The sequence below is a fragment of the Acinetobacter sp. 10FS3-1 genome, from assembly GCF_013343215.1.
Lineage (GTDB): Bacteria > Pseudomonadota > Gammaproteobacteria > Pseudomonadales > Moraxellaceae > Acinetobacter > Acinetobacter lwoffii_C.
Map to the genome: position 1 here is coordinate 215,938 of NZ_CP039143.1, position 24,892 is coordinate 240,829.

The following is a 24,892-nucleotide window of genomic DNA, read 5'->3' on the forward strand; positions in this document are numbered from 1 at the left end:
TAGGTGTTTTGATGGAAAGTTAAACTAACTACCATTACTATAATGATTTAAATACATATTTTATAATTTGGGGTCTTTATGGATATTACAGAAAGTTTAAAAGAAATAATTAAAGTAAGTCCAACAGCTCCATTTTTGTTTATAGGGTCGGGATTTTCACGACGCTATCTTGGTTTAGAAGATTGGAAAGGATTATTAGCAAGATTTGGATCTAAACTACCTTCTGGATTTATCCGATATGTTAGTGAAAGCAACGGAGATTTAGCTTTAGCTGCAGAAAAAATGGCAGGACCTTATTCTGAATATTGGTGGTCATTACCACAAGCAGAAGAAATAGCTAATCGACCTGAATGGCATACTCATATATCTTCCCCATTAAGGCATGATATCTGTGAATATTTAAAATCATGTGATATGACTAATAAGGATTTAGAGAATGAATTAGAGCTTCTTACTTCAAGAAAAACAATTATTGATGGAATTATTACTACAAATTGGGATCTACTTTTAGAAAATATTTTTGCTAAAGATCAGTATAAGATTTATATAGGACAAGGAAGCTTATTATTTTCAAATCCTCAAAAAATTGCAGAAATATATAAAATTCATGGTTGTTGCTCCGATCCAAAATCATTAGTTTTAACTAAAACAGATTACGAAGATTTTCATAAGAAAAATCCATATTTAGCCGCAAAATTACTTTCTATATTTATAGAGCATCCAATTATATTTATAGGGTATTCCTTACATGATGAGAATATAAAATCTATTCTTTGTTCTATTTCAGAAATGATGACAAATGATGAGTATAGAGCGAAATTAGCTAATAATTTGATTTTTATCAATTGGGAAAAAGATGTAGCAGATTCAATCTCTAAAACACATTTTAGTTTTAGTGAAAATAAAAGTATTCCTATAACAGAAATAAAAACTGATGACTTTTCTAAGATTTTCTTAGCTTTACAAGGAAATGAACGAAAAATTCCAGCATATATTTTGCGAATTTTTAGAGAACAATTCTATGAAATTGTTCAAGGTGAAACGCCGGAAAATAAATTATATTGCCCTACAGATATAGATGACATTATTCAGTCAGGTAAGGAAATTGAATTTGTAGCAGGGTTTGGAGTAGCAAAGGAAAGATATAGTAAGGTTGGCTTGAAAGGTGTTGATTTTAAAATGATTTTATCTGATGCAATATATGGGGATATTGAATTTGATAGAGTGCAGATTTTAAATAATACCTTATCAGATATTTGTAAATCAGCAGTTTATGTTCCTATTCAAAAGTTTATTAAGGCAGATCCTAACTTTAAACCACTAAAAAATGCTCCAGAAAATTTTAAAAACTTATTTAATTTTAATGAAAAAATATTTGTTTCGAAAATATCGAGTGGATATAGGAAATCATATAAAACCAAAAATCTTATATCTAAAGGTATCATTGAGCTTATTGAAAGTAATCAGTTTAGTGACTCAATTCGGGCTGACTACTTGGGTCAATATATAGTAGACAATAATTCAGTAGAAAATTTAAAAATTTTAGAAGATTATCTAAAAGAAAAATTTGAAGAAAGTTGGAATAATTCCAATTATAAGCGTTTGGTTTGTATTTATGATTGTCTAGTTAATAAATAAAAAGAAACCCCGCATTCAGCGGGGTTTTCTTTTATCTACGTATTTAAAAATTAAACACGTTCGATCACTGTTGCAATACCTTGACCCAAACCAATACACATCGTCGCAAGACCGATTTGAGTATCTTGCTGTTCCATGATGTTTAGGAGAGAGGTAGTAATACGCGCGCCAGAACAGCCCAACGGGTGACCTAATGCAATCGCACCACCATTCAGGTTCACGATGTTCTGTTTCTCGTACAGCCCTAAGCCTTTAAGTACAGACAGACCTTGCGCAGCAAAGGCTTCGTTCAACTCAACAGTTTGAATATCTTCAATCGTCAGACCAGCACGTTTCAATGCTTTTTGTGTTGCCGGAACCGGGCCATAACCCATGATCGCAGCATCACAGCCTGCCACTGCCATAGAACGGATCACTGCACGTGGTTTCAGACCCAAAGCTTGAGCACGTTCAGCAGACATCAGCAACATAGCCGATGCACCGTCTGACAATGCTGAAGACGTTGCAGCAGTTACTGTACCGCCTTTAGGATCAAATACTGGACGTAAAGCACGGAAAGTTTCGATGTTGGCATCCGGACGGATCACTTCATCAATATCGCACAGAACTTTATAACCGTCAGCATTATGACCTTCAATGCCTACGATCTCGTTCTGGAACAGACCTTCTTCAGTTGCAGCCCAGGCACGGCGGTGTGATTCAACACCAAACGCATCCTGTTCTTCACGAGTAATGCCGTTCATGCGACCCAGCATTTCAGCCGTTAAGCCCATCATGTTAGAAGCTTTTGCATAGTGCTTAGATGCAGCAGGGTTCAGGTCGATGCCGTGCATCATGCCAACGTGGCCCATGTGCTCTACACCACCAATGATGAAAATATCACCCTGGTTAGTGGCAATCTGAGCAGCCGCAGTATGGATCGCCTGCATAGAAGAACCACACAGACGGTTTACGGTCTGACCTGCAACAGTCTTCGGAAGGTCGGCCAACAATGCGATGTTACGCGCAATGTTCATCCCTTGTTCCAGAGTCTGGTTTACACAGCCCCAGATCACGTCTTCAACTTCATTCGGGTCGAATTCGTTACGAACCATCAACGCACGGATAAGTTCAGCTGACATGCTGTCGGCACGTACATTGCGGAACATACCGTTTTTCGATTTGCCCATGGCCGTACGTACGCCATCAACAATCACAACGTCACGTGGATTTAAAGTAGCCATTCACGTCACTCCTTAACCGTAGAATTTTTTATTGTTAGCCGCCATGTCACGCAACATTTGCGGCGCTTCATAAGCCTTACCAAGATGTGCATACTTGTCGCAAAGTGCCACGTATTCAGCAACACCTGTCTGGTCGATATAACGGCATGGACCACCACGGAATGGAGGGAAACCAATACCCATGATCATCGCCATATCCGCTTCAGCAGGGGTCGCCACGATGTTATCTTCCAGACAACGTACTGTTTCGTTGCACAGGGCCAGCATCATACGGTCAATAATTTCCTGAGCATCAAATTCGCGTTTTTCACCTGATACCACCGGAGCAATTACGTCATATGCTGTTGGATCAACAGTCTTAGCTTTTTTGCCTTTACGGTCGAGTTCGTATTTGTAGAAACCGACATCATTTTTCTGACCCAGACGTTTTGCTTCATACATGGTCTGGATAGAACCTTTGTAATCTGGCTTCATACGGTCAGGGAAACCTTCGGCCATGACTTCTGCACCATGTACGCCCGTGTCGATACCGACCACGTCCATCAGGTAAGCAGGACCCATTGGCCAGCCGAATTTTTCCATGACTTTATCGATTTGCTGGAAGTCTGCACCGTCTTTCAGTAACAGGTCAAACGCACCGAAGTAAGGGAATAGGACGCGGTTTACCAGGAAGCCCGGGCAGTCATTCACCACGATTGGCGTTTTACCCATTTTCTGGGCCAGAACGACAGTCGTTGCAATGGCTTCTTCAGAGGTTTTTTCACCACGGATCACTTCAACCAATGGCATCATGTGTACCGGGTTAAAGAAGTGCATACCAACAAAGTTTTCAGGACGTTGCAGCGCTTTTGCTAAACGCGTGATTGAAATCGTCGACGTGTTGGATGCAATAATCGTGTTTTCACGGACATGCTTTTCAGTGTCTGCGAGAACGATTTCTTTGACTTTAGGATTTTCAGTAACTGCCTCAATCACGATATCCACTTCTTTAAACTCTTCATAGCTTAAAGTCGGACGGATACGCGCCAGAGTTTCACCCATTTGCGCTGGCTTCATCTTTTTGCGTTCAACCTGCTTGGTCAGCAGTTTGTTGGCTTCAGACATACCCAGTGCCAGTTGCGGGTTACCAATATCCTTCATGATGATTGGCGTGCCCTTGCTTGCCGCCTGGTAAGCAATACCGCCACCCATGATACCAGCGCCCAGTACAGCAGCCAGATTGACCGGATGTGCACCTTTTTCATGTTGCTTAGAGGCTTTTTTCACCACTTGGTCATTCAGGAACAGACCGATCAATGCGCCTGCTTGTGGTGTTACTGCTGCTTTGGCAAAGCCTTGAGCTTCTATTTTTAGCGCGTCGTCACGATGCAGACTGGCACCCGCCTGAAGCGAGTCAAGCAATAATTTTGGCGCCGGATATTGAGCTGGATTCGCTTTCGCCAGTACTGCACCTTTAGCCGTGTTGAATGCCATCATTTGCTCAAGCATGTTCAACTTCACTGGGTCCAGTTTTTCCTGACGTTTTTCCTTCCAGTCCAGACGGCCATGAATCGCCTGTTTCACCAGGTCAATTGCTGCATCTTTCAGCTTGTCTGCGGCAACCACTGCATCCACGGCACCATCTTTGAGTGCTGCAGCCGGCTTTTTAGGAGTAGCCATTGCCATCCATTCAACAGCATTGTCGATACCGATCAGACGGCTTAAACGTACTGTTCCACCAAAGCCCGGGAAAATTCCCAGTTTAATTTCAGGCAGGCCAACTTGCGCCTGTTCTGACATCACACGGTAGTCACAGACCAAGCACATTTCGAAACCGCCACCCAGTGCCATGCCGTTAATGGCAGCCACCTTGGGAATATCCAGGTCTTCGAAGCTATTGAAGATTTCGTGAACTGGCATCGCCCAGTCAACAATTGCCTCTTCGCCCTGTGCGAAGTTAGCCCCGAATTCAGTGATATCAGCACCTACAATAAACGTAGATTTTGCTGAAGTCACAATCAGGCCCTGAATATCAGCCTGAGATACGGCCTCAATTGCAGCCTTAAAATCTTCAATCGTTGCACGGTTGAATTTGTTAACCGACTCACCTTGTAAGTCAAAGCGGAATTCTGCAATTCCGTCCTCAAGCATTTGGACGGTAATGGCATTGCCAGCGTGGATCATGCCCTGATCTCCTTTATTTTGGAGGACTTCTAAGTTGATGTTGTGAAGCAAGCGCGCATTTCCCGCACACTTTTATACTTCGCCAATCTTACGATAACTATAGCCAAAAAGAACATCACAAGTTGTATCAAGCCGTGACGCAAGGGTCATCAATTTTTAGCGACCAGTTCAGTTGCGGTTACAGTCAGGCTCTAGCGAACCGTCATTGTAGTGTAGTGAAGTTATTGTTTCAGTTTCACTTTTTTTATTGGGATGGCTGAATTTTTATAACCCAGAACGGGCTGCTTGCAAATACTCGCTCTGTGGTTTTTTAGTCAAAAAAGTCAATTCAGCTAGAAAATATGCAGTTCAGCTAAGGCAAATAGACGCGACACTGCGTTCCATTAGTGTAGTGCTAGCAGAGAGATCCGCTTTGTTATAATACCGACATTTTTTGACTCATGTGTTTTTTCCTGTGCCTAGTTGGGGGCCTAAAGTTTTCTGGATACTAATATGCTTAAGTGGATTATTTTGGCCATTTTCGTCATTTCAGCGTTATATATACAGCGCCGTGGCAAAGTTCGGCATTCATTTTACCGTCAGTTTTTTGATCATTCGACCCTGCTGGCACCCATCAATTTTTTAATGTACCTGTTTTCCAGGGTGCCCAATCAGCCTTATATCGATACCCAGCATTTTAAGGACTTGCAGGTTCTGGATGAACACTGGGAAATGATTCGTGATGAAGCCCGGGCTCTGTATGAACAGGGGGGCATCAAAGCCTCCAGCAAATATGATGATCTCGGCTTTAACTCGTTTTTCAAGACCGGCTGGAAACGCTTTTATCTAAAATGGTATGACTCGGCCCATCCGTCTGCAGCAGAGCTGTGTCCAAAAACCACCGCCTTGCTGCAAACCCTGCCCAGCATTAAAGCCGCTATGTTTACCGAACTGGCGCCAGACAGCCGTCTGGTACGGCATCGTGACCCCTATGCCGGTTCATTGCGTTATCATTTGGGATTAATGACTCCAAATGATGACCGCTGTTTTATTGATGTCGATGGCGAACGTTATTCCTGGCGCGATGGCGAGAGTGTGGTATTTGATGAAACCTATATCCACTATGCCGAAAATAAGACCGATCAAAACCGGATTATTTTTTTCGCCGATGTAGAGCGCCCTTTAAAAACCCGCTGGATGGAAGCTTTTAATCACTGGTTTGGTAAAAAGGTGATGACCGCGGCCAGCTCACCGAATGAGGCCGGAGACCAGACCGGTGGCTTAAATAAAGCCTTTGCCTATGTTTATCAGATTCGTATCCGAGCCAAAGCGTTAAAGGCCAAAAACCGCCAGCTCTACTATTTTCTGAAATGGTTCCTGATGCTGGGGATATTCTTCCTGATTTTTATCCGGCCTTATGTGTTCTCCTAAACCATAACTAAAAGATAAAAAACGCCCATCTGGGCGTTTTTTATTGATCGGGAAGCATCAGCACAGGACTCTGATTTTGTGTAAGATAGATACAGAAACAGGGGAAAGCGATGCACATATTTCGTTCCAAAAAAGACTGGTGGCTGCTGGCCTTTATCATCTGTATGAGTGGACTACTTATACAGCTATTACTGACCATGCAGGCCAAGGGTACGCTGCTGCAATATCCGCTGCATAGTGCTGTTTATATACTGACGATTGTCGTGATCTGGTGGCCGGTATGGAGTACCCGCTATATTGTTCAGGACGATATGCTGTCGATTAAAAGCCTGTGGTTGCGCTGGCAGATTCCACTGCATGCCATTCAGCAGATCCAGCCCACGGATTATTCCGAGGTAGCTCCGGCGCTATCTTTAAAACGTTTGAAAATTACTTATATGCAGGCAGATACGCAAAAATATGTGCTAATTTCGCCTAAAAAACCAGAACAATTTATGCAGGCGATTGCATCACATCAGGCAAAAAGCTCTGCTAAATCAGTTTGAGCGGTTGGCAATCAATTCTCCGAGGGGGCGGGTAGAATCCGCAGTTGTCCGTCATGACAATCTAAAAAAAGCTCGAACTGTTTTGGCTGTTTCAAGAAATACATGGCCAGAATCGGTTCCAATTCTGTGCGTATTTTACGGCCCAGATGGCGGGCGCCATAACGGATGTCATGACCCTGATAAAAATAGGCCTTGGCGGCGGGGCTTAAATGCACCTGACGCTGCTGATGTTGCAGACGTTTGTTGAGTTTTTCCAGTTCAATTTCAACCAGACGCGGCAAGGCATCCTGCTGTACCGCTTGATAGTGCAAGGTACGATCAATCCGGTTCAGGAATTCTGGATCAAATTGACGCTGCATGATGTGGTCAATAATACGCTGAGTCGGTAGCTTTTTCAGACAAAGCTGCTGCATTTTCTGTGGCAGATAAGCCAGTTTTTCCAGATATTGCTGGGCGGCCTGTGCTCCGACATTACTGGTCATAAAAATCATACAGTTACGAAAATCCATGGTTTTGGTCCCGGCCGTCAAGGTGAGGCGGCCGGTATCCAGTACATTCATCAGCCCGCGAATCACTTCGGTACTGGCTTTTTCCAGCTCATCAAACAGCATGATGCCCGGACGGGTATGACTGCCGGCAATCGCGATTTCATCAAACAGGCTATGGCCTTCTTTAGAGCCGACATAGCCCGGTGGTGCGCCAGTCAGGGCAGCTGCATAATGTTCCTGCACCAGCGTATTCATATCAATCCGGCAGAAGGCATCCGGACGGCCATAAATTGCTTCAGCAATCAGGCGTACGGTTTCCGTTTTACCGACACCGGTCGGGCCGAGCATTAACGTCACTGAAAGCGGCCGTTCCGGGCTGGAAAAATCAGCTTTGACCACATGCAGCATGTTCTCGATTTCAGTTAAGGCAGCATCCTGTCCAATAATGCGCTCGCGTAGGAATTGCATGACCGACTCAGGCTCAAAGTGAAAACGTGGTTTCCCGATCAGGCGGTCCCGTTCAGCGCGACTCTGGCTGGAGGTCGCAGGTTGCACAATACGAATACCGGATGGGGAACTGGTCATCTTGGATCATCTCGAGATAGAACAGCTTGAGCATAGCAAAGATCGCGCAGGCAAATTATAGCTTTTAGCAATCACCGCATGGCAGGGGACTTATAACTGTCCGCTCTGCCTCAATCTGTTGATTTAGCTGCCCCGTTCTGGCTAATTTTGTATTATTGCTTGAAAATGACACAAGAAACATCACATATATCTGCATATTGCAGGTGAAAAATAGGTTTTAGGTGAACGAGAACGCACGCCCTCATATTGAAAAAATCTTGGCCCATATGACCACCTTGCCCGGGGTCTACCGGATGTATGGCAAAGATGGTGAATTGTTGTATGTGGGAAAAGCCAAAAACCTGAAAAACCGGGTATCCAGCTATTTTGTCAAAACCATTGATCATCCGAAAACTCAGGCTCTGGTGGCGCGAATTTATGACATTCAAACCCTGATCGTGCGTTCGGAAACCGAAGCCTTGCTCTTAGAGCAAAACCTGATCAAGTTGCATCGCCCGCCCTATAACATCATGCTGCGCGATGATAAGTCCTATATTTATATTTTTGTCTCGGCGGATAAGCCCTATCCGCGTCTGGCCAGTGGGCGCGGCAAGGGGAAGCACCAGGTCGGCAAGTTTTTTGGGCCTTATCCGAGTGCCTATAATGCACGTGATACTTTGGTGATTCTGCAAAAACTGTTTAATGTCCGCTCCTGTGAAAACAGTTTTTTTGCCAACCGTACCCGGCCTTGTCTGCAATATCAGATCAAGCGCTGTTCGGCGCCCTGTGTCGGTTTTATCTCGCCAGAAGACTATAAGGAAGATGTTGATAATTCAATCCGTTTCCTGCGTGGTGATACCCGGGAGTTAAACCAGGAACTGATTGCCAAAATGGAAGCTGCGGCAGAAAATCTGGAATTTGAAAAAGCGGTATTTTACCGGGACCGCATGGCCTTGCTGCGTGATGTGCAGGCCCAGCAGGCGATTTATAAGGTCAAGGGCGAGGCCGATATTTTGGCGATTGCCTCTCAGGCCGGTGTGACCTGTGTGCAGATCATGCATGTGCGTAATGGCAAAATGTTGGGTGGAAAAGGCTATTTTCCGGACATGCTCAGTGATGATCTGGGGCAGATGTTGGCAGACTTTATTGCTAATTTTTATTTTCAGGTGGCCGATGAAATTCCGACAGAACTGATCGTCAATATTGAGGTGGCTGATCGCAAGGAGCTGGAAGCCGCACTGTCACAGCATTTTGACAAAAAAATCCAGATCAAGTCCAGAGTCCGGGAAACCCGGGCTGAGTGGCTGGAGCTGGCCGAAATGAATGTGCAGAATGCCATTCAGGGCAGGCTGGCCAATCATTTTGAACTGAATGAACGCTTCCATCAGCTAGAGCAGGTGGTCGGTCGTCCGGTAGACCGGATTGAGTGTTTTGATATCTCACATACGATGGGTGAGGATACCGTGGCCTCCTGTGTGGTTTTTGACAGTGGGGGTGCCCGGAAACGGGATTATCGCCAGTTTTCCATTCATGACATTACTGAAGGTGATGATTATGCGGCCATGCGTCAGGCCTTAACTCGGCGTTATAAAAAGGCCATGCTGCCGGATTTACTGCTGATCGACGGTGGCAAAGGTCAGCTGCATATGGCTATGGAGGTGATGCAGGAGCTGGGGCTGGATGCCTTCATGATCGGGGTATCCAAGGGCGAAGGCCGTAAGCCGGGTCTGGAAACCCTGCATTTTACCGATGGCAGCAAGATTCAGCTTCCAGAAGATCATAAGGCATTGCATCTGATCCAGCAGGTGCGCGATGAAGCACACCGTTTTGCCATTACCCGGCACCGGGCCAAACGTGACAAAAAGCGCGGCTCATCCGTACTGGAAGTAATTCCGGGCTTAGGGCCTAAACGCCGTCGTGATTTACTGACCCATTTTGGCGGGATTCAGGGGGTATTAAAAGCTTCAGAAAAAGACCTGCAACTGGTTCCGGGACTTGGCTCAGTGATGGCACGCATGATTTACAAGACCCTGCATGAATAAAAAAACCAGAACGACCCGGGCAAAAATGCTCACTGATCCGGGTGTCATCCGTCATTTCTCACGTGGCTTTTTCCAGGCAGAATAAAGAGAGATCAACGCACTAAGGAAGAACAATGTCTTTACATGGATTGTATGCACAAATTGCCGAGCAGGAATGGGTCGATTTCCCAGAAGGCTGGTTACAGGGACGCACTTTGTATGGTGGTCTTGCAGCTGCGATGATGATGCAAAAAGCGGTATTGGCCATTCAGGATCCAAGCCAGCGCCTGCTGAATGCCAGTGTGACTTTTGTAGGTCCGGTTAAGCAGGCCAAAGTCCGTCTGACTGCAGAAATCTTGCGACAAGGCAGGTCTGTCACCACCATTGAAGTGCGTTTATGGCAGGATCAGGCCGTACAAAGTATTTTGCTTGCCAGTTTTGGAGCGGCCCGGAAGTCGGAGATTCAGGTCCGGCAAATGCCGCAGGCCCCTGACTATCCAGCGCCTGAGCAACTGTTGCTGTTTCCGGGCGAGCAGGAGCTACCAGAATGTTATCAGCATTTTCAGCTGGCCTGGGCAGATGTCAATTTGCCTTGCAGTGCCAGTACAAGACCAGATTTTGGTGGATGGTTCCGGTTTCATCCTGAAAAGCATAGCAACCGTAAATTTCAGCTCGCTGATTTAATGGCACTTTTTGATATTTGGCCGCCTGGGGTACTGCCAATGTTTAAAAAACGGGCACCTGCCAGCAGTCTGACCTGGAATGTTACTTATGTGCATCCGTTGCAGCACCAGTTAAAGGATTGGTTTAAATATAAAGTATTTACAGACCATGCAGCAGACGGTTATGCAACTGAATATGCCTATCTCTGGGATAGTGAAAATCGTCTGATTGCGATCGCCAGGCAGACGGTGACCGTGTTTGCCTAGTGACACTGCACGCCAATTCGTATAAAGTGAGGCCTATCAATGATGGATCAAACCTCAGAAAAAGTGTGCATTTTCATCGTACATGAGGGGAACAATTGGCGGTGTCTATGACTACAGGTCGTATCCTGAATATTCCTAATATCTTGACCTTGGCGCGTATTGTCCTTATTCCGGTATTTTTATTGGTGGCCTATTGGCCCCCTGCAGTGGGGATTTATGGGGCTGAGCCGAATGTAACGCGGCATCTGATTCTTACTGCGATTTTTGTTATTGCGGCAGTAACAGACTGGTTTGATGGCTATCTTGCCAGGACCTTGAACCAGACCTCTGCATTTGGGCGTTTTCTGGACCCGGTGGCTGATAAGCTGATGGTAGCGGCTGCCTTAATTGTACTGGTCCAGTGGCAACCGACCATCTCTATGGCATTTGCAGCCATCGTGATCATTTCCCGTGAAATTACCGTCTCGGCATTGCGTGAATGGATGGCGGAACTGGGTGCGCGAACCAGTGTGGCGGTTTCGACAGTCGGAAAATATAAGACCGCTTTTCAGATGATTGCGATCAGTGTATTCCTGCTCAACTGGCCGCCTCTGGAAATGCTGGCCTATGCACTGTTGTATACGGCAGTAATTCTGACTTTATGGTCGATGTTTATTTATCTCAAAGCGGCTTGGCCGTATTTAAAACAGCCTTAAAAGACATAAATAATAAAGCTCCATTGATGGGGCTTTTTTATGGTTAATTGAGAAAGGTTTTATAAAAATAGCAGGCAAAAAAATACCCAGCCTTTGGGGGAAGAACTGGGATGAAATCGGGGTATTTCTCAGTTATTATTATAGTTATTCAAAGATATCTCATCTTCTTGTTAGCCATTATGACAGGAGTTTTCATAAAAACATGGGGTTTCTTGTTGCTGAATGTTGTGTTTTGTAGAGGCTCTGTATTGGGGTTTTACAATCCATTATTTTGATACAAAATTGATGGTTTTTTATGGGGGAAGGGGCTGCTTAAAGTCAGAAAATACGCTAGTAAAAAAGCTGCCTTGAGCTGCTTGCGAGATATTTTTCAAGCTACGCTGCTGGCTCGAAATAGCTTAGAAAAACGATATGACGAATTTTGCGTTTTAGAAATGAAAATAATTTTTCAGCACGACTTTAGGACTCACTAGAGCAGGGCTTTAAATCGCAAACACTCTTTTCTTAAAGGTGTTCAGCCCCACTTTCCTTGTTTGTCTTGCCTCATTTTCAGCCCTATAAAAAAAAAGAATCCCCAAAAAATATGGAGATTCTTTCAGGGTTTTCGTCTATGCAGACTGTGCCCTTGTGTTGTGGCTTAGTGGAGCAGTGCTCCACTTAATCACGCCTCAGGCTTAAGACCTTCGGCTTTTTCCAAAGTTTCATCATTATTGAAGAACTTCTCACGTTGTTCTTCCAGAAACTTTTTTGCATCCGGTTCAAACACGCTTAAACGCTTTTCATTGATCAGCGTGGTCTGGTGCTTTAACCATTCCTGCCAAGCCTGTTTAGACACGGTATCAAACAGTTCCTGTCCTTTGGCACCCGGGAAGGGTGCAAAGTCTAGACCTTCCATCTCTTGTTGATACTTACGGCAAAATACTTGTCGAGACATACCAATACTCCAAATTAAAGCGAAAGCAGTTAAGCATAAAGTTTTTCTAGGCGGGCATGGGCACGTTCGATTGCAGCTTCAACCTGAGCCGGTGCCGTGCCCCCAATGTGGTTACGTGCATTTACCGATGCTTCCAGAGTCAGGGCTTTTTCAAATACATCTGCCTGAATCAGATCCGAGAACTGTTGTAATTGTTCCAGGGTGAGCTCAGACAGGTCTTTGCCTTCCTGAACACCTAAGGCCACTGCTTTACCTACAATTTCATGCGCATCACGGAAGGCTACGCCATTTTTCACTAGGTAGTCTGCCAAGTCAGTGGCAGTCGAGAAACCACGTAAGGCAGCTTCACGCATTTCCGGAAGATTTGGAACCAGTGCCGGAATCATGTCAGCAAAGGCCATTAATGAACCCCGCACCGTGTCGATTGCATCAAACAACGGTTCCTTGTCTTCCTGATTATCCTTGTTATATGCCAAGGGTTGACCTTTCATCAGGGTTAACAGGCTCATTAGATCGCCATACACCCGGCCTGTTTTACCGCGAACCAGTTCAGGTACATCTGGGTTTTTCTTCTGTGGCATGATCGATGAACCAGTACAGAAACGATCTGGAATGTTCACAAACTTGAACTGTGCCGAAGTCCACAGAATCAGCTCTTCAGACATACGTGACAAGTGCATCATGATGAGTGAGGCCGCAGCATTGAATTCAATCCCGAAGTCACGATCAGATACGGCATCCAGTGAGTTTTCAGCAATCGCTTCAAAGCCTAAAAGCTCGGCCGTATAGGCACGGTCAATTGGATAGGTTGTTCCCGCCAGCGCTGCAGAACCCAGTGGCATACGGTTGACACGCTTACGGCAGTCAATCAGACGCTCGGAGTCACGTACCAGCATTTCAAACCAGGCCATTAAGTGATGGCCAAAAGTGACCGGCTGTGCAGTCTGTAAATGGGTAAAGCCCGGCATGATGGTATTGGTGTTCTTGGCAGCCAGCTCCAAAATACCTTTTTGTAATTTTTTCAATAATTCTAAAATGGCATCGATTTCATCACGCACATACAGACGGATATCCGTGGCGACTTGGTCATTACGGCTGCGGCCGGTATGCAGTTTTTTACCGGTGATGCCAATACGCTGAGTCAGACGTGATTCGATGTTCATGTGCACATCTTCAAGGTCAATGCGCCATTCAAAATTGCCTGCTTCAATATCTGCCTGAATGGCAGTCAGACCTTCAATAATGTCATCGCGTTCCTGTTCAGTCAGTACCCCGACTTTGGCAAGCATGGTCGCATGAGCCACCGAGCCTGCAATATCCTGTTTATAAAAACGTTGGTCAAATTGAACAGATGCTGTAAATTCAGCAACAAAAGCATCAGTCGCTTCAGAGAAACGACCGCCCCACATACCCGAAGTCTGGGCGTGTGCTGGATGAGAGGAATTAGAAGATGTGGTCATGTCGGCTCAATCAGATTAAAAGCAGTAGAACGAAAAAGAGTATAACAAATTCAAAGCCTATTGCCGAAATTCTATCTGATCAATCTTGCCTGTCCCGAACAGGGCAGGGATTGGGTTCCTATTTTTTTAGCCAGATGGGACAGTGGCAATATTTGCTCGAGCTGTTTATCGGTGGTAATACCCTGGCGCTGGCAGAAGCCCAGTCCTGGCAGGCTTTGAGTGTGCTACAGCTCCTGCAATATATGCTGTATATCAGCTGGATACTGTTATGTTTTGCAGCGCTGCTGGAGTTTTTTCAGCAGCAGTTTCAGCGAATGGGGATTAAACTGGCTTTAATGTCCGGATTTTTACTGTTACAGGTCATTGTGCTGCTGACTACTATCAGCTTGAATATTTTGATATATATTGGAACAAATTTAAGTTTTCAGGGCTTGAACTGGACTATTATTCTGGATCAGCTCAGTCTACACTTAAGTTTAGGAATATTGCTTGGGATGTTTTGTTTTCGCTATCTGTATCTGCGCGAGCAATGGCAGCAGCAGCAGCATAGTGAGCTGAAGGCCCGTATTCAGGCCATGCAGGCACGGATTCACCCGCATTTTCTGTTTAATAGCCTGAATAGTGTCATCAGCCTGATCAGTATTGATCCTGACAAGGCGGAACAAATGCTGTTAAACCTGTCGCGTTTGTTCCGGGCTAGTTTTCAGGAGTTAAAGCTGGTCAGCGTGCAGGAAGAAATTGATCTGTGCCAGCGTTATTTGCAAATTGAACAGATTCGGCTGGGCGAACGCTTGCAAGTTGAATGGAAACTGGAAAACAAGGAGCTATATTCTCAAGTCCAGATTCCCTTACTGACTTTACAACCCTTATTAGAAAATAGTATTTTTCATGGAGTTGAAAAAATCTTAACAAAGAGTACGATAAGCGTATTGATTGAAATATTACAAAATCAAATTAATATCATCATAACAAACCCTTATATGCAGGAAAATAAAACTTTAAAAAAGGGGCACGGTATTGCAATAGAAAATGTCAGACAGCGACTGGAGGCTTATTATGGCTCTACAGTCAGCTTACAGACATTTGCTGGCGAAGAGATGTTCACGACAGTGTTACGATACCGATATAAATAAAAATAAATCAAAAAGATCCGGGTTAAACTATTCATGAATGTGATGCTATGAGCCGGATAAGGAGGAGAAATGGACGTCCTGATTTGTGATGATGAGCCTTTGGCTGTCGAACGCTTATCGCGTTTGGTCTCTCAGCTGGGCCATCAGGTGATTGCCACCGCTAGCCATGGCCGCCAAGCCATTGATCTGGCTCACCAGCACGAACCTGATGTCATCTTATTAGATATTCAAATGCCTGAAATGGATGGCCTGATCTGCGCGCAGCATTTACGCCAGCTTGATCCGATGCCCGCCATTGTATTCTGTACTGCCTATGATCAGCATGCACTGGATGCTTTTAAGTCCAATGCAGAAGGCTATTTGCTCAAACCCGTGATGCAACAGGAATTAGCACAGGTGTTGGAGCATTTAACTAAATTTACCCAAGCTCAGATGAGCCAACTAAAACAAAAAGAAAATATGGAAGATATCAATACAAGCCGCCAGCAGATTGCGGCAAAGACCTATCGTGGTGTGGAGTTGGTGCCAGTTGAAAATATCTATTACTTTCTGGCGGATCAGAAATATGTCACTGTACGGCACAAAAATGGCAGTGTCCTGATTGATGAAACCTTAAAGGAACTTGAGCTGGAATTTGGTGACCAGTTTATCCGGATTCATCGTAATGCGCTGGTGTCTGTGCATTATCTGGATGGACTGGAAGTTGTGAGTTCTGGTCAGTATCAAGTGCGTTGCCGGGAACTGGAAGAGCGTCTGGCGGTCAGTCGACGCCATTTGCCGATTTTAAGGGATCGTATTCATAAGCTTTAACAGCTATATAGGCAATGTAATCTGAGGCTTGTGTAAATTCACTTGCATTTTCAAGTGAGCAGGTTAAGTTTAGACTATTGTTCTCATTGGCTGTTATTTAAATTTATGAAGACCCTAAAAATTGCAACTCGACAAAGTCCACTTGCACTTTGGCAAGCGGAACATATTCGTGCGCGTTTACAGGACCTGCATACTGGTTTACAGGTCGAGTTAGTCACTTTTGTTACACAGGGCGATAAAATCCTGGATACGCCATTGGCTAAAATTGGTGGAAAGGGATTATTTGTAAAAGAACTGGAAGCAGCTTTACTGGATGGACGTGCAGATCTGGCGGTTCACTCTATGAAAGATGTCCCGATGGCGTTACCTGAAGGTCTGGCCTTAGCAGTGATCTGTGAGCGTGAAGATCCGCTGGATGCTTTTGTTTCTAATCATTACGCCAGCTTTGATGACTTGCCACACGGTGCCAAGGTAGGAACTTCGAGTTTGCGCCGTAAGACTCAGATTTTAAAGCAGCGTCCGGATCTGGAGATTATTGACCTGCGCGGTAATGTAGGTACCCGTTTATCTAAACTGGATGCAGGACAGTATGATGCTATCATTTTAGCCAGTGCCGGTTTGAAACGCCTTGGTCTGGCAGAGCGTATCCGTCATACCCTTGCAGCTGAAGTCAGTCTGCCTGCGGTAGGACAGGGGGCTTTGGGACTAGAATGCCGTGAGGGCGATCAGGCGGTGCTGGATCTTATTCTGCCACTTTTACATGCGGAAACCGATGCTTGCGTCCGTGCGGAGCGTGCCTTTAATGCCTATCTGGAGGGTGGCTGTCAGGTACCAATTGCAGGTTATGCGACTTTAAATCAGGATCATATTTCGATTGAAGGTCGGGTGGGCAGTGTAGATGGGGCCGTGCTGTTACGTGCCCAGCATACCGGACATATCACAGAGGCTGAGCAACTCGGCGTGCAGTTGGCCAAAGACCTGCTGGATCAGGGGGCGGGCGATCTACTGAAGGCGCTTTATTCAAACTGATGTTGTTTATCAATACCCGACCCAGAGATCGTGCTGCAAAGTTGACTGAGCAGTTACAAAACGCACAGATTCCTGTTGTAGAATTGCCTTTACTGGAGCTGATCGCACAGCCTCTTTCAGAGGATCTGCTGGCTTTATATCGCCGGCTGGATCAGGCCGATATTATTGTGGTGGTCAGCCCAACTGCAGTGCAACTGGGAATGCGGTATTTGCAGCAGGCGGGTGTCGCCCTGCACAGCTTGCAGCATGTGCAGTGGGTGGCAGTCGGTCAGGCCACAGAAAAAGCGTTGGCAGCCTATGGTATTCACAGTCATGTGCCGGAGCTAGAAACCTCTGAAGGGATGCTGCAATTGCCAGTCCTGAAGCAGCTGGCGTTGCCAGCGACGGTGGCCTTCTGGCGGGGTGAAGGGGGACGCCAGTTCATGATGCAGCATCTGCATGAGCAGAAGGTTCAGGTATTGAATTTTGTACTTTACCGACGGCAATGTCCGGCCGAGAGTGCAGACATTCTAGAAAAAAAACGGGCTGTGATTCAGGCTGAACAGCCTTGCGTAGTATTAATCAGTAGTGAAGCCAGCTGGCTCAACTGGCTGGATCTGGCAGAAAAAAGCTGTCCACAACTGATTCATCAGGCGCATTATCTGGTTTTGGGGCCGCGTTTGGCAGTGCTCCTGGGGGAATATCAACAGCAGCATCAGGCAGGTTTTCAATTCGCGCAGCTCGATGACTTAAGCGGATCAACCATTCTGCACTATATGCTGACGACATTAGGGCATTCATGAAAAAATTTTTCATCCTGTTTTTGACTCTGGCTTTGGCATGGATTGTCAAACTGAGCTATGACCTCTATCTCTTGAATTCAGCCCAGACGGAATTAAATGGACGTTTAAATCAGATCCAGCAGCAGAATGCTAACCTGAATGATCAGCTGGTGGCTTTAAAGCGGTTAGTGGTCTCGAACTCATCTACAGCAGCTGTGGCGAGTGGTTCTGAGAATAGTCAGACCGTCGCGGTCGATACACATCAAAACCTGGAGCTGGTTGAACAATATCTGGATCTGATTGAATTTGCTCTGCAACAGCAACAACATGCTATGGCGGTAGAAAAATTGAACCGTTTAAAAAATGAAGTGGCTCAGCTGGGCCTGGCACCTGCGTTGGCTGGCAGTCTGGAACAGGCGATCGTCAAAGACCAGGAGACTTTGAAGCAGTGGACCAATGAACGGGTGATGCAACGGAACAGACTGAATGAATTATTAAGCCAGATGGATGCTGAAATTAAAAAAGAAATTCAGCTCCCCCATCAGGCCTCATCTACGCAAACTCGTTCATTTTGGCAACGCTGGATTCAAATTGAGCCGGTCGAACAGATGAGCAGTGTGCTGATGCAACGCCATCTGATTTTAAAAGAAGCACAACTACGCTTGCTGATTGCACAAAACACCCTGCAACAGGGGCAGCAAGTGGCTTTTCAGCAGGCATTGCAGAGCGTCATTGATGTGCTGGAGCAATTGCCGGATGAACGCAGTCAGCACTGGATCAAACAGTTGCAACAGATCAAGGCCACGCCACTAACGCCTGTTCCGTTGTTAAATACTCGTACCCTGCTGAGCTAAACGCTTATGAAACAGATTTTGCTTGCTTATTTATTGGCGTGTTTGTTTGGCATTGCGATCCTAAGCGTGATGAGTTATGGCCATGGCCCAGGATATGTCTATTTATACTGGCGTGAATGGCAAATTCAGACCACCTTCTGGTTTCTGGCTGCTATGCTGGCGCTGACCAGTTTGGTGATGCAAATGATCTGGTATGCCACCAAACGCTATTTGAGCCGTGAACAGCGCAAGCATGAAACAGTGTTTAGTTTTGCCCGTTTACATCCTTATGAGCAGTTGGCTGTGGTCTGGTTGCTGAATGCAGCACAGGATCAGCGCAATTTTATTCAGCAGTCTTTTAATACTTCAGGGCTACTCAAATATATTATTGAGGCGCGATTATCTTGGGGACAGCAGCAATATAGCGAAGCTTTGCAAGCCTTAAATCAATCTAACCCTATGGCATTTGAGCTGGCAGAATTACAGCGAATAGAAATTTATTTATCTCAGCAAGATGGCCAGCAGGCTTTAACCCATTTAGAGTTTTTAAACCAGCATGAATTATCACCTTGGTTAAATCAGGTGAAAACTGCCTATGAACAGCGTTTAAATTCATTATGGGGACAGTTTGCCTTACAGTTTCCGTGGTTATATCTGCGCTCGACCAAATATGGACACTTAGACCAAAAAGTCAAAAAGTCCTGGTTAGAACAGTTATTAGCGGACTATGATCAGGCCAGTGAAGAAGATTTAAAATATTTGCAGCAACGGTATCTGGATTTAAAACCCCAGTTATTTACGCGTGATTATGAGGTTAACCTCTTATGGCTAAAACTATTATTTAAAATGCCCGAAATGAGCGCCGAACATGAAAGTCTGGCTATGCAGTTACTGGAACAGCAATTTAATCAGGATGTCTTTTATTTGTGGTTCCAGCAGCAACTATTAAGACAGGCTCCAGATTATAGTTATATTGCTGAGCAAATTGCACTTTGGGAAAATAAATATATGACCCTGCCTATTCTGACCTTTGCCAAATGGCACGTGTTACGGGCCACAGGGCATACTGAGGAAGCTGAGCAATTGCTGGACTTATACCCGGATGATATTCGTATGGGTTATTTAAGAATTAAGTCGGTCTTGCAGGACAGAGAGGATTTGTTGCAACAGCTGCATAAGGTATTTGAATCGAATGTCAATTTTATAGAAATTAGAATTTAAGGATGATCATGTCGGAATTACAACAATATCCAATCATTTACTCACAGGTCGTGGCTTGGGGAGATATGGACGCTTTTGGTCATGTTAATAATGTTATCTATTACCGCTATATTGAAATTGCACGTCTGGCGTATTTAAATCAATTAAATGTTTTTGATGAAGATATTTTAACTGTAGTGGCTTCAAATCAATGCCGATATTTAAAACCGGTGGTCTATCCTGATCAGTTAAAGATTGCGGTGCGTATTGATGAACTCAGACATACTGCGATCAGAATGCATTATCTATTATGGAGTGAAGTACAACAGTGTATTGTGGCCACTTCAGAAGCAGTAATTGTCTGTCTCAATAAACACACTCTACAAAAAACAGTCATTCCGCCAACTATTCGAGAAAAAATCATCCAACTTGAATCAAGTGTGGGGCATATAATTTAATAAGTAGACTAATTATTTATTTTTTGTAATGAGTTTTCAATTAATTGTTGTAGACTTCAATTATATATTGAATATTTTTTTTAAAATAAATATGATGAAGCTGTTATTTAATAAAACAAATAATGTTATTGAAATATTTTTTGGAGAATATAATGCCGGATATCACAAATCTATCTGTTGAACAGTTAAAACGCCTGCAAGCTGAAGCTGAAGCCCTGATTGCCTCAAAAAAAGATCAAGAAATTGAAGAAGCTTATCGTCAAGTTTTAGAGATTGCGGAAAAAGTGGGATTAAGTATTGAACAGCTGATCGAGTTTGGCGCGTCGAAACGTAAAAAAACCTCACGTAAATCTGTAGAGCCACGTTATCGCAGTAAATCGAATACTGCAGATACCTGGACCGGTCGTGGTAAACAGCCACGTTGGCTGGTTGCAGAATTGGAAAAAGGTGCAAAGCTGGAAGATTTTTTAATTTAATTTTTAATTAATATTTCGTCATTAGCTCGTCATATAGGCGAGCTATGATTGATGAACCAAGCATGACTGCTTGGTTTTTTTATAGCTATGAATTGGCGCCATAGAAAAAGTGTGCATAATGGTCTGTAGAAGTAAAAATGATAAACGGGAATTCAGATTCGATATGTTGGTCGTGATGGAATGAGCAGTAAACCGAAAACTTTAAAGTGGTTAATACTTGCAATTGGGGCCTTTTTTATCTTTGTTGTACTGCAGGTGCCAGCAGCTTGGTTAGTTTCAAAATTTTATAAAAATAATCAGGTCTTACACAATATTAACGGGAATATCTGGCAGGGAAGTGCAGACTGGAAAAAAGGAAACTTAACTGGAAGCTTGAATTGGCAGCTCAGACCTCTGGACCTGCTATTGCTGAGATTGGGGGCTCAAGTCGATCTGCATAGCGGTAATACTCAACTTTCCGGCACCCTGGCATACGGCCTGAACAAAACTTTAAGAGTTAAAAATCTTGAAGGTCAGCTGGCACCAGAAAGCTTAAAAAAGCTGGCCGCCTGGCAATGGCCTAGTAATTCAATCCAGCTCAAAGAGCTGGACTTTAAGTATAAAAAAGAGCAGGGCTTTAGCCAGGTGACGGGTCAGCTACAGTGGGCAGGAGGAGAGTTGATCTATACTTTTGCCCAGCGTCAGGAACAGATCAATGTGCCAGCTTTAACTGGTCAGCTCTCGGATGAAAGTAACCAGCTGCTGCTGGACGTACGAGATGCCCGCGATCAGCGAATGCTAAATATAAAACTTGATCCTGATCTCATGCTGGATGTCCAGCTCACCCAGCGTTTCTTGATGAATGCACCTGCTTATACAGGTAAAGCCGGTCTGGACACCTATGTCATTAGTACCCGCCAACCGCTGATGGGAGGGCTAAACTGATGGCCTTCTCTCTAGATGACTTGAAGAACTTGAATCTGCAGCAAGCTAACCGGGCTGCACCTGTATTGCTCCTGTTTTTAATGCTGTATGTATGCTGGAAACTGGCTGCTCTATTCTGGTTGTTGGTGGCTCCTCCTCAGGCCATGCAGGTAGATCGGGTTGAACTCGGTTCACAACAGCCACAGGTGCCGAATATCAGTGCATTTTCGTTATTTCAGGAAAACACACAAACGGCGGCAACGACCGAGATTGCTAATCTCAGCTTGCAAGGGGTGGTGGTGGCCAGCCCGAGTTATAACTCTTCAGCAGTTTTTAAGATCAATGATCAGGTCGACCGTTACCGTGTGGGCGAAACGCTGGCCAATAGTGGATTTGAGCTGGCAGAAGTGTATTGGGATCGGGTTGTACTGCGCCGTCCTGGCGGGGCCACGCAGGAAGTATTCTTCAAAGGGCTGGAAAATGGTTTAAATCAGCCGATTGTTCCAGAACAGTCTCTGCTGTCTGCCAAGCCCTCTTCAGGTAATGAAGGTCGGGCTGAGCCTCAAGCTCCTGCCCCATCACCGCAAAATGAGATTGGTCGTGCCATTCAGCAGATGCAGGAAAATCGTGAACAATATTTACAAAATATGGGGGTTAGTGCAGCCGATGGCAGTTATGAAGTCACCTCTCGTACACCGCTTGCGCTGCGTAACCGCCTGGGTTTAAGACCGGGGGATCGGATTCTGTCTTTAAATGGCCAGACGCTCACACAGGGGCAGACTGAAGCACAATTACTAGAACAGGCTCGACGTGAAGGTCAGGTGAAACTCGAAATACAACGTGGTGATCAGGTGATGACCATACAACAAGATTTGAAATGATGTGTCATCACAACATATAGGGTTAGGAAGCACAAAAGTTTATGGCTTTATTTAATAATAATCGATCAGCTTGGGCGCTGTGCGCGGCTGCACCATTGGTGGCTATGGTCAGTACGGCCAGTTATGCACAAACCTGGAAAATTAATCTCCGGGATGCAGACTTAACCGTTTTCATTAATGAAGTTGCTGATATTACAGGTAAAAATTTTGCAGTAGATCCCCGGGTACGTGGTAATGTTACGGTGATTTCCAATAAACCTTTAAATAAAAATGAAGTTTATGACCTGTTTTTAGGCGTGTTGAATGTCAATGGGGTAGTGGCCATTCCTTCAGGTAATACCATCAAGTTGGTGCCTGATAGCAATGTCAAAAACTCGGGCATTCCCTATGATGCCCGTAGCCGCGCTCGTGGAGACCAGATTGTTACCCGGGTCATCTGGCTGGAAAATACCAATCCGAATGACCTGATTCCGGCCCTGCGTCCTTTAATGCCGCAATTTGCCCATCTGGCTGCTGTGCCGGGCACCAATGCCCTGATCGTGTCAGATCGTGCCAATAATATTTATCAGCTGGAAACCATCATCCGTAATCTGGACGGAACAGGGCAAAATGACATCGAGGCAGTAAGCCTGCAATCGAGTCAGGCTGAAGAAATGATCGAGCTGATTGAGTCGATGACCGCGACAGGTGCCGCCAAGGATCTGCGTGGTTCTCGTGTTCGGGTAATTGCCGATGTGCGAACCAACCGGATTCTGATCAAAGGTGATTTGGCCACCCGCAAACGGGTACGTCAGATGATTGAAACGCTGGATGTGCCGGCCGCCGACCGTCTGGGCGGATTAAAAGTCTTTCGCCTGAAATATGCGAGTGCCAAGAATCTGGCGGAAATTCTGCAAGGTCTGGTCACAGGGCAGGCCGTGAAAAGTAGTTCGGATCATGCGTCATCTGACTCATCTTCCTCCAATCCCATCAGTAATTTAAGCAATAGCAACAGTGCTGGCAGCAATTCAAATAGTAATGGTGCTTCCGGTATTCAGCTGAACAGTGGCATGAAAGCCGAGCAGGGGGGCATCAGTAGTTTTAGTGCCAATGGGGTTAGTATTATTGCGGACGCTACCCAGAACTCGCTGGTGGTCAAAGCAGATCCGCAGTTAATGCGTGAAATAGAATCTGCAATTAACCAGCTGGATGTTCGTCGCCAGCAGGTGCTGATTGAAGCTGCCATTATTGAGATTGAAGGCAATGACGCGGACCAGCTTGGGGTGCAATGGGCCCTGGGTGATCTCAATAGCGGTATTGGCTTGATTAACTTTGATAATTTTGGCAGCAGCCTGAAAAATATTGCCGCGGGTTATCTGACTGGCGGCCTAGCAGGGGCGGGCAGTGCGCTGGGTACAGGTGGCTCATTAATCCTGGGTGACTATAAAGAAGGGGCAGATGGGTCCCGCAAGCTGTATGGAGCCTTGATTCAGGCGCTCAAAGAAACCACCAAATCCAATCTGTTGTCTACGCCGTCTATTGTCACGATGGACAATGAAGAAGCGTATATCGTGGTAGGTGAAAACGTACCTTTTGTTACCGGTTCAGTATCGACGGGTGCTGCTGGTGTTGCCAATCCCTATACCACGATTGAACGTAAGGATGTCGGGGTAACCTTAAAAGTGATTCCACACATTGGGGAGGATGGTACGGTACGTCTGGAAGTCGAACAGGAGGTATCGGATGTTAAAGCCAATAAAGGACAGGCATCTGATCTGGTGACCAGTAAACGGGCCATTAAAACCTCGATTCTGGCTGAACATGGCCAAACCATTGTATTGGGCGGTCTGATTTCGGACAACACCAGTTATGGCCGTCAGGCTATACCGGGTCTGGGTGCCATTCCAGGTCTTGGCCGCTTATTCCGCTCCGAAGGAAAGTCTAATCAGAAACGTAACCTGTTGATTTTTATTCATCCGACCATTGTGGGCGACAAGAATGCAGTACGCAAACTGACCCAACAGCGCTATAGCCAGTTATATAGTTTGCAATTGGCTCTGGATGCAGATGGGAATTTCTCCAAATTGCCGGAAAATGTAGATGATGTCTATCAGCAGCGTATTCCAGTGTCTAAAACCCCATTAAAAAATTCGCCTTATCAGACTGTGCCAACGGCCCCTGCAACGAACTCATCTACAGTGACGACCACACCTGTTGCAATCGAGCCAGTCATTCCACAGCAGACTGTACCGCCTGTCGAGCAGATCGAAAAAAGTAAAAATACCGTTACAACCACTACACTTAGACCGAAAAGCTAGGATATTCGCATGGGCATGCAGCATGTTATGATAGCGGCAAA

General features: G+C 45.3%; 22 protein-coding genes. 17 read left to right on the forward strand and 5 right to left on the reverse strand.

The features are described 5' to 3' along the window. Nucleotides 1–78: 78 nt before the first annotated feature. A complete protein-coding gene (locus E5Y90_RS01025) occupies nucleotides 79–1,638 on the forward strand; it encodes an SIR2 family protein (protein ID WP_174659154.1) in 1,560 nt (519 codons plus the stop codon). A gap of 50 nt (nucleotides 1,639–1,688) precedes the next feature. Here the strand turns inward: E5Y90_RS01025 and fadA are convergent, their stop codons facing one another. Continuing rightward, nucleotides 1,689–2,861, reverse strand: coding sequence for an acetyl-CoA C-acyltransferase FadA (gene fadA / locus E5Y90_RS01030; protein ID WP_174659155.1), 1,173 nt, complete (start codon nucleotides 2,859–2,861; stop codon nucleotides 1,689–1,691). 12 nt (nucleotides 2,862–2,873) lie between these two features. Next, complete coding sequence (fadB, locus tag E5Y90_RS01035) at nucleotides 2,874–5,024, reverse strand: fatty acid oxidation complex subunit alpha FadB (protein WP_174659156.1); 2,151 nt, start codon at nucleotides 5,022–5,024, stop codon at nucleotides 2,874–2,876. A gap of 492 nt (nucleotides 5,025–5,516) precedes the next feature. On the opposite strand from fadB, the gene lpxO reads away from it, so the two are divergent. Both lpxO and E5Y90_RS01045 read left to right on the forward strand, forming a co-directional pair. Then, nucleotides 5,517–6,434: a lipid A hydroxylase LpxO gene (lpxO, locus tag E5Y90_RS01040; protein WP_174659157.1), complete on the forward strand. Its 918-nt coding sequence runs from the start codon at nucleotides 5,517–5,519 to the stop codon at nucleotides 6,432–6,434. 110 nt (nucleotides 6,435–6,544) lie between these two features. Next, nucleotides 6,545–6,979 (forward strand): PH domain-containing protein, encoded by a 435-nt coding sequence (locus E5Y90_RS01045; RefSeq protein WP_174659158.1) that lies wholly within the window; start codon nucleotides 6,545–6,547, stop codon nucleotides 6,977–6,979. A gap of 11 nt (nucleotides 6,980–6,990) precedes the next feature. On the opposite strand, the gene E5Y90_RS01050 is transcribed toward E5Y90_RS01045, so the two are convergent. Continuing rightward, nucleotides 6,991–8,052 carry an AAA family ATPase gene (locus E5Y90_RS01050; RefSeq protein WP_174659159.1) on the reverse strand — a complete coding sequence of 354 codons (1,062 nt, stop codon included), beginning with the start codon at nucleotides 8,050–8,052 and terminating at the stop codon, nucleotides 6,991–6,993. A 221-nt stretch (nucleotides 8,053–8,273) separates the two neighbouring features. On the opposite strand from E5Y90_RS01050, the gene uvrC reads away from it, so the two are divergent. The 3 genes from uvrC (at nucleotide 8,274) to pgsA (ending at nucleotide 11,676) form a co-directional block, all read left to right on the forward strand. Further along, a complete protein-coding gene (gene uvrC / locus E5Y90_RS01055; protein ID WP_174659160.1) occupies nucleotides 8,274–10,073 on the forward strand; it encodes an excinuclease ABC subunit UvrC in 1,800 nt (599 codons plus the stop codon). Between the two features lie 113 nt (nucleotides 10,074–10,186). Beyond that, nucleotides 10,187–10,981 carry a thioesterase family protein gene (locus E5Y90_RS01060; protein WP_174659161.1) on the forward strand — a complete coding sequence of 265 codons (795 nt, stop codon included), beginning with the start codon at nucleotides 10,187–10,189 and terminating at the stop codon, nucleotides 10,979–10,981. 107 nt (nucleotides 10,982–11,088) lie between these two features. Next, entirely contained in the window at nucleotides 11,089–11,676 is a 588-nt protein-coding gene (gene pgsA / locus E5Y90_RS01065) for a CDP-diacylglycerol--glycerol-3-phosphate 3-phosphatidyltransferase (RefSeq protein WP_151205447.1), read from the forward strand. 661 nt (nucleotides 11,677–12,337) lie between these two features. On the opposite strand, the gene E5Y90_RS01070 is transcribed toward pgsA, so the two are convergent. Then, complete coding sequence (locus E5Y90_RS01070; RefSeq protein ID WP_151205448.1) at nucleotides 12,338–12,610, reverse strand: oxidative damage protection protein; 273 nt, start codon at nucleotides 12,608–12,610, stop codon at nucleotides 12,338–12,340. A gap of 29 nt (nucleotides 12,611–12,639) precedes the next feature. Beyond that, nucleotides 12,640–14,070: an argininosuccinate lyase gene (argH, locus tag E5Y90_RS01075; protein WP_174659162.1), complete on the reverse strand. Its 1,431-nt coding sequence runs from the start codon at nucleotides 14,068–14,070 to the stop codon at nucleotides 12,640–12,642. On the opposite strand from argH, the gene E5Y90_RS01080 reads away from it, so the two are divergent. The 11 genes from E5Y90_RS01080 to gspD all read left to right on the forward strand — a co-directional run bounded on the left by E5Y90_RS01080 (nucleotide 14,061) and on the right by gspD (nucleotide 24,851). Continuing rightward, a complete protein-coding gene (locus tag E5Y90_RS01080; RefSeq protein WP_174659163.1) occupies nucleotides 14,061–15,203 on the forward strand; it encodes a sensor histidine kinase in 1,143 nt (380 codons plus the stop codon). The genes argH and E5Y90_RS01080 overlap by 10 nt on opposite strands. 69 nt (nucleotides 15,204–15,272) lie before the next feature. Beyond that, on the forward strand, nucleotides 15,273–16,013 hold the full coding sequence (locus tag E5Y90_RS01085) for a LytR/AlgR family response regulator transcription factor (RefSeq protein WP_151207594.1): 741 nt from the start codon (nucleotides 15,273–15,275) through the stop codon (nucleotides 16,011–16,013). A 105-nt stretch (nucleotides 16,014–16,118) separates the two neighbouring features. Next, the gene (hemC, locus tag E5Y90_RS01090) at nucleotides 16,119–17,042 is read left to right on the forward strand and encodes a hydroxymethylbilane synthase (RefSeq protein ID WP_151207596.1); all 924 of its coding nucleotides are present in this window, start codon (nucleotides 16,119–16,121) and stop codon (nucleotides 17,040–17,042) included. After that, a complete protein-coding gene (locus tag E5Y90_RS01095; protein ID WP_174659164.1) occupies nucleotides 17,042–17,824 on the forward strand; it encodes a uroporphyrinogen-III synthase in 783 nt (260 codons plus the stop codon). Before hemC ends, E5Y90_RS01095 begins: the two co-directional genes overlap by 1 nt. After that, on the forward strand, nucleotides 17,821–18,657 hold the full coding sequence (locus E5Y90_RS01100; protein ID WP_174659165.1) for a hypothetical protein: 837 nt from the start codon (nucleotides 17,821–17,823) through the stop codon (nucleotides 18,655–18,657). The genes E5Y90_RS01095 and E5Y90_RS01100 overlap by 4 nt, the downstream gene beginning before the upstream one ends. Nucleotides 18,658–18,663: 6 nt before the next feature. Beyond that, nucleotides 18,664–19,857, forward strand: coding sequence for a heme biosynthesis protein HemY (locus E5Y90_RS01105; RefSeq protein ID WP_174659166.1), 1,194 nt, complete (start codon nucleotides 18,664–18,666; stop codon nucleotides 19,855–19,857). Nucleotides 19,858–19,865: 8 nt separating this feature from the next. Next, nucleotides 19,866–20,294 carry an acyl-CoA thioesterase gene (locus E5Y90_RS01110; protein ID WP_174659167.1) on the forward strand — a complete coding sequence of 143 codons (429 nt, stop codon included), beginning with the start codon at nucleotides 19,866–19,868 and terminating at the stop codon, nucleotides 20,292–20,294. A 149-nt stretch (nucleotides 20,295–20,443) separates the two neighbouring features. Continuing rightward, nucleotides 20,444–20,770: an H-NS family nucleoid-associated regulatory protein gene (locus E5Y90_RS01115; RefSeq protein WP_171478826.1), complete on the forward strand. Its 327-nt coding sequence runs from the start codon at nucleotides 20,444–20,446 to the stop codon at nucleotides 20,768–20,770. A gap of 180 nt (nucleotides 20,771–20,950) precedes the next feature. Next, nucleotides 20,951–21,694, forward strand: a complete 744-nt coding sequence (gene gspN / locus E5Y90_RS01120) for a type II secretion system protein N (RefSeq protein WP_174659168.1) — start codon at nucleotides 20,951–20,953, stop codon at nucleotides 21,692–21,694. Then, the gene (locus E5Y90_RS01125) at nucleotides 21,694–22,554 is read left to right on the forward strand and encodes a type II secretion system protein N (protein WP_174659169.1); all 861 of its coding nucleotides are present in this window, start codon (nucleotides 21,694–21,696) and stop codon (nucleotides 22,552–22,554) included. Before gspN ends, E5Y90_RS01125 begins: the two co-directional genes overlap by 1 nt. Nucleotides 22,555–22,595: 41 nt before the next feature. Then, nucleotides 22,596–24,851 (forward strand): type II secretion system secretin GspD, encoded by a 2,256-nt coding sequence (gspD, locus tag E5Y90_RS01130; protein WP_174659170.1) that lies wholly within the window; start codon nucleotides 22,596–22,598, stop codon nucleotides 24,849–24,851. Nucleotides 24,852–24,892 lie beyond the last annotated feature (41 nt).

Excerpts from the sequence above, each read along its gene's own strand:
- E5Y90_RS01025 (WP_174659154.1), top strand. The coding sequence starts at position 79 with ATGGATATTACAGAAAGTTTAAAAGAAATAATTAAAGTAAGTCCAACA.
- fadA (WP_174659155.1), bottom strand. The coding sequence starts at position 2,861 with ATGGCTACTTTAAATCCACGTGACGTTGTGATTGTTGATGGCGTACGT.
- fadB (WP_174659156.1), bottom strand. The coding sequence starts at position 5,024 with ATGATCCACGCTGGCAATGCCATTACCGTCCAAATGCTTGAGGACGGA.
- lpxO (WP_174659157.1), top strand. The coding sequence starts at position 5,517 with ATGCTTAAGTGGATTATTTTGGCCATTTTCGTCATTTCAGCGTTATAT.
- E5Y90_RS01045 (WP_174659158.1), top strand. The coding sequence starts at position 6,545 with ATGCACATATTTCGTTCCAAAAAAGACTGGTGGCTGCTGGCCTTTATC.
- E5Y90_RS01050 (WP_174659159.1), bottom strand. The coding sequence starts at position 8,052 with ATGACCAGTTCCCCATCCGGTATTCGTATTGTGCAACCTGCGACCTCC.
- E5Y90_RS01060 (WP_174659161.1), top strand. The coding sequence starts at position 10,187 with ATGTCTTTACATGGATTGTATGCACAAATTGCCGAGCAGGAATGGGTC.
- pgsA (WP_151205447.1), top strand. The coding sequence starts at position 11,089 with ATGACTACAGGTCGTATCCTGAATATTCCTAATATCTTGACCTTGGCG.
- E5Y90_RS01070 (WP_151205448.1), bottom strand. The coding sequence starts at position 12,610 with ATGTCTCGACAAGTATTTTGCCGTAAGTATCAACAAGAGATGGAAGGT.
- E5Y90_RS01080 (WP_174659163.1), top strand. The coding sequence starts at position 14,061 with ATGTGGTCATGTCGGCTCAATCAGATTAAAAGCAGTAGAACGAAAAAG.
- argH (WP_174659162.1), bottom strand. The coding sequence starts at position 14,070 with ATGACCACATCTTCTAATTCCTCTCATCCAGCACACGCCCAGACTTCG.
- E5Y90_RS01085 (WP_151207594.1), top strand. The coding sequence starts at position 15,273 with ATGGACGTCCTGATTTGTGATGATGAGCCTTTGGCTGTCGAACGCTTA.
- hemC (WP_151207596.1), top strand. The coding sequence starts at position 16,119 with ATGAAGACCCTAAAAATTGCAACTCGACAAAGTCCACTTGCACTTTGG.
- E5Y90_RS01095 (WP_174659164.1), top strand. The coding sequence starts at position 17,042 with ATGTTGTTTATCAATACCCGACCCAGAGATCGTGCTGCAAAGTTGACT.
- E5Y90_RS01100 (WP_174659165.1), top strand. The coding sequence starts at position 17,821 with ATGAAAAAATTTTTCATCCTGTTTTTGACTCTGGCTTTGGCATGGATT.
- E5Y90_RS01105 (WP_174659166.1), top strand. The coding sequence starts at position 18,664 with ATGAAACAGATTTTGCTTGCTTATTTATTGGCGTGTTTGTTTGGCATT.
- E5Y90_RS01110 (WP_174659167.1), top strand. The coding sequence starts at position 19,866 with ATGTCGGAATTACAACAATATCCAATCATTTACTCACAGGTCGTGGCT.
- gspN (WP_174659168.1), top strand. The coding sequence starts at position 20,951 with ATGAGCAGTAAACCGAAAACTTTAAAGTGGTTAATACTTGCAATTGGG.
- E5Y90_RS01125 (WP_174659169.1), top strand. The coding sequence starts at position 21,694 with ATGGCCTTCTCTCTAGATGACTTGAAGAACTTGAATCTGCAGCAAGCT.
- gspD (WP_174659170.1), top strand. The coding sequence starts at position 22,596 with ATGGCTTTATTTAATAATAATCGATCAGCTTGGGCGCTGTGCGCGGCT.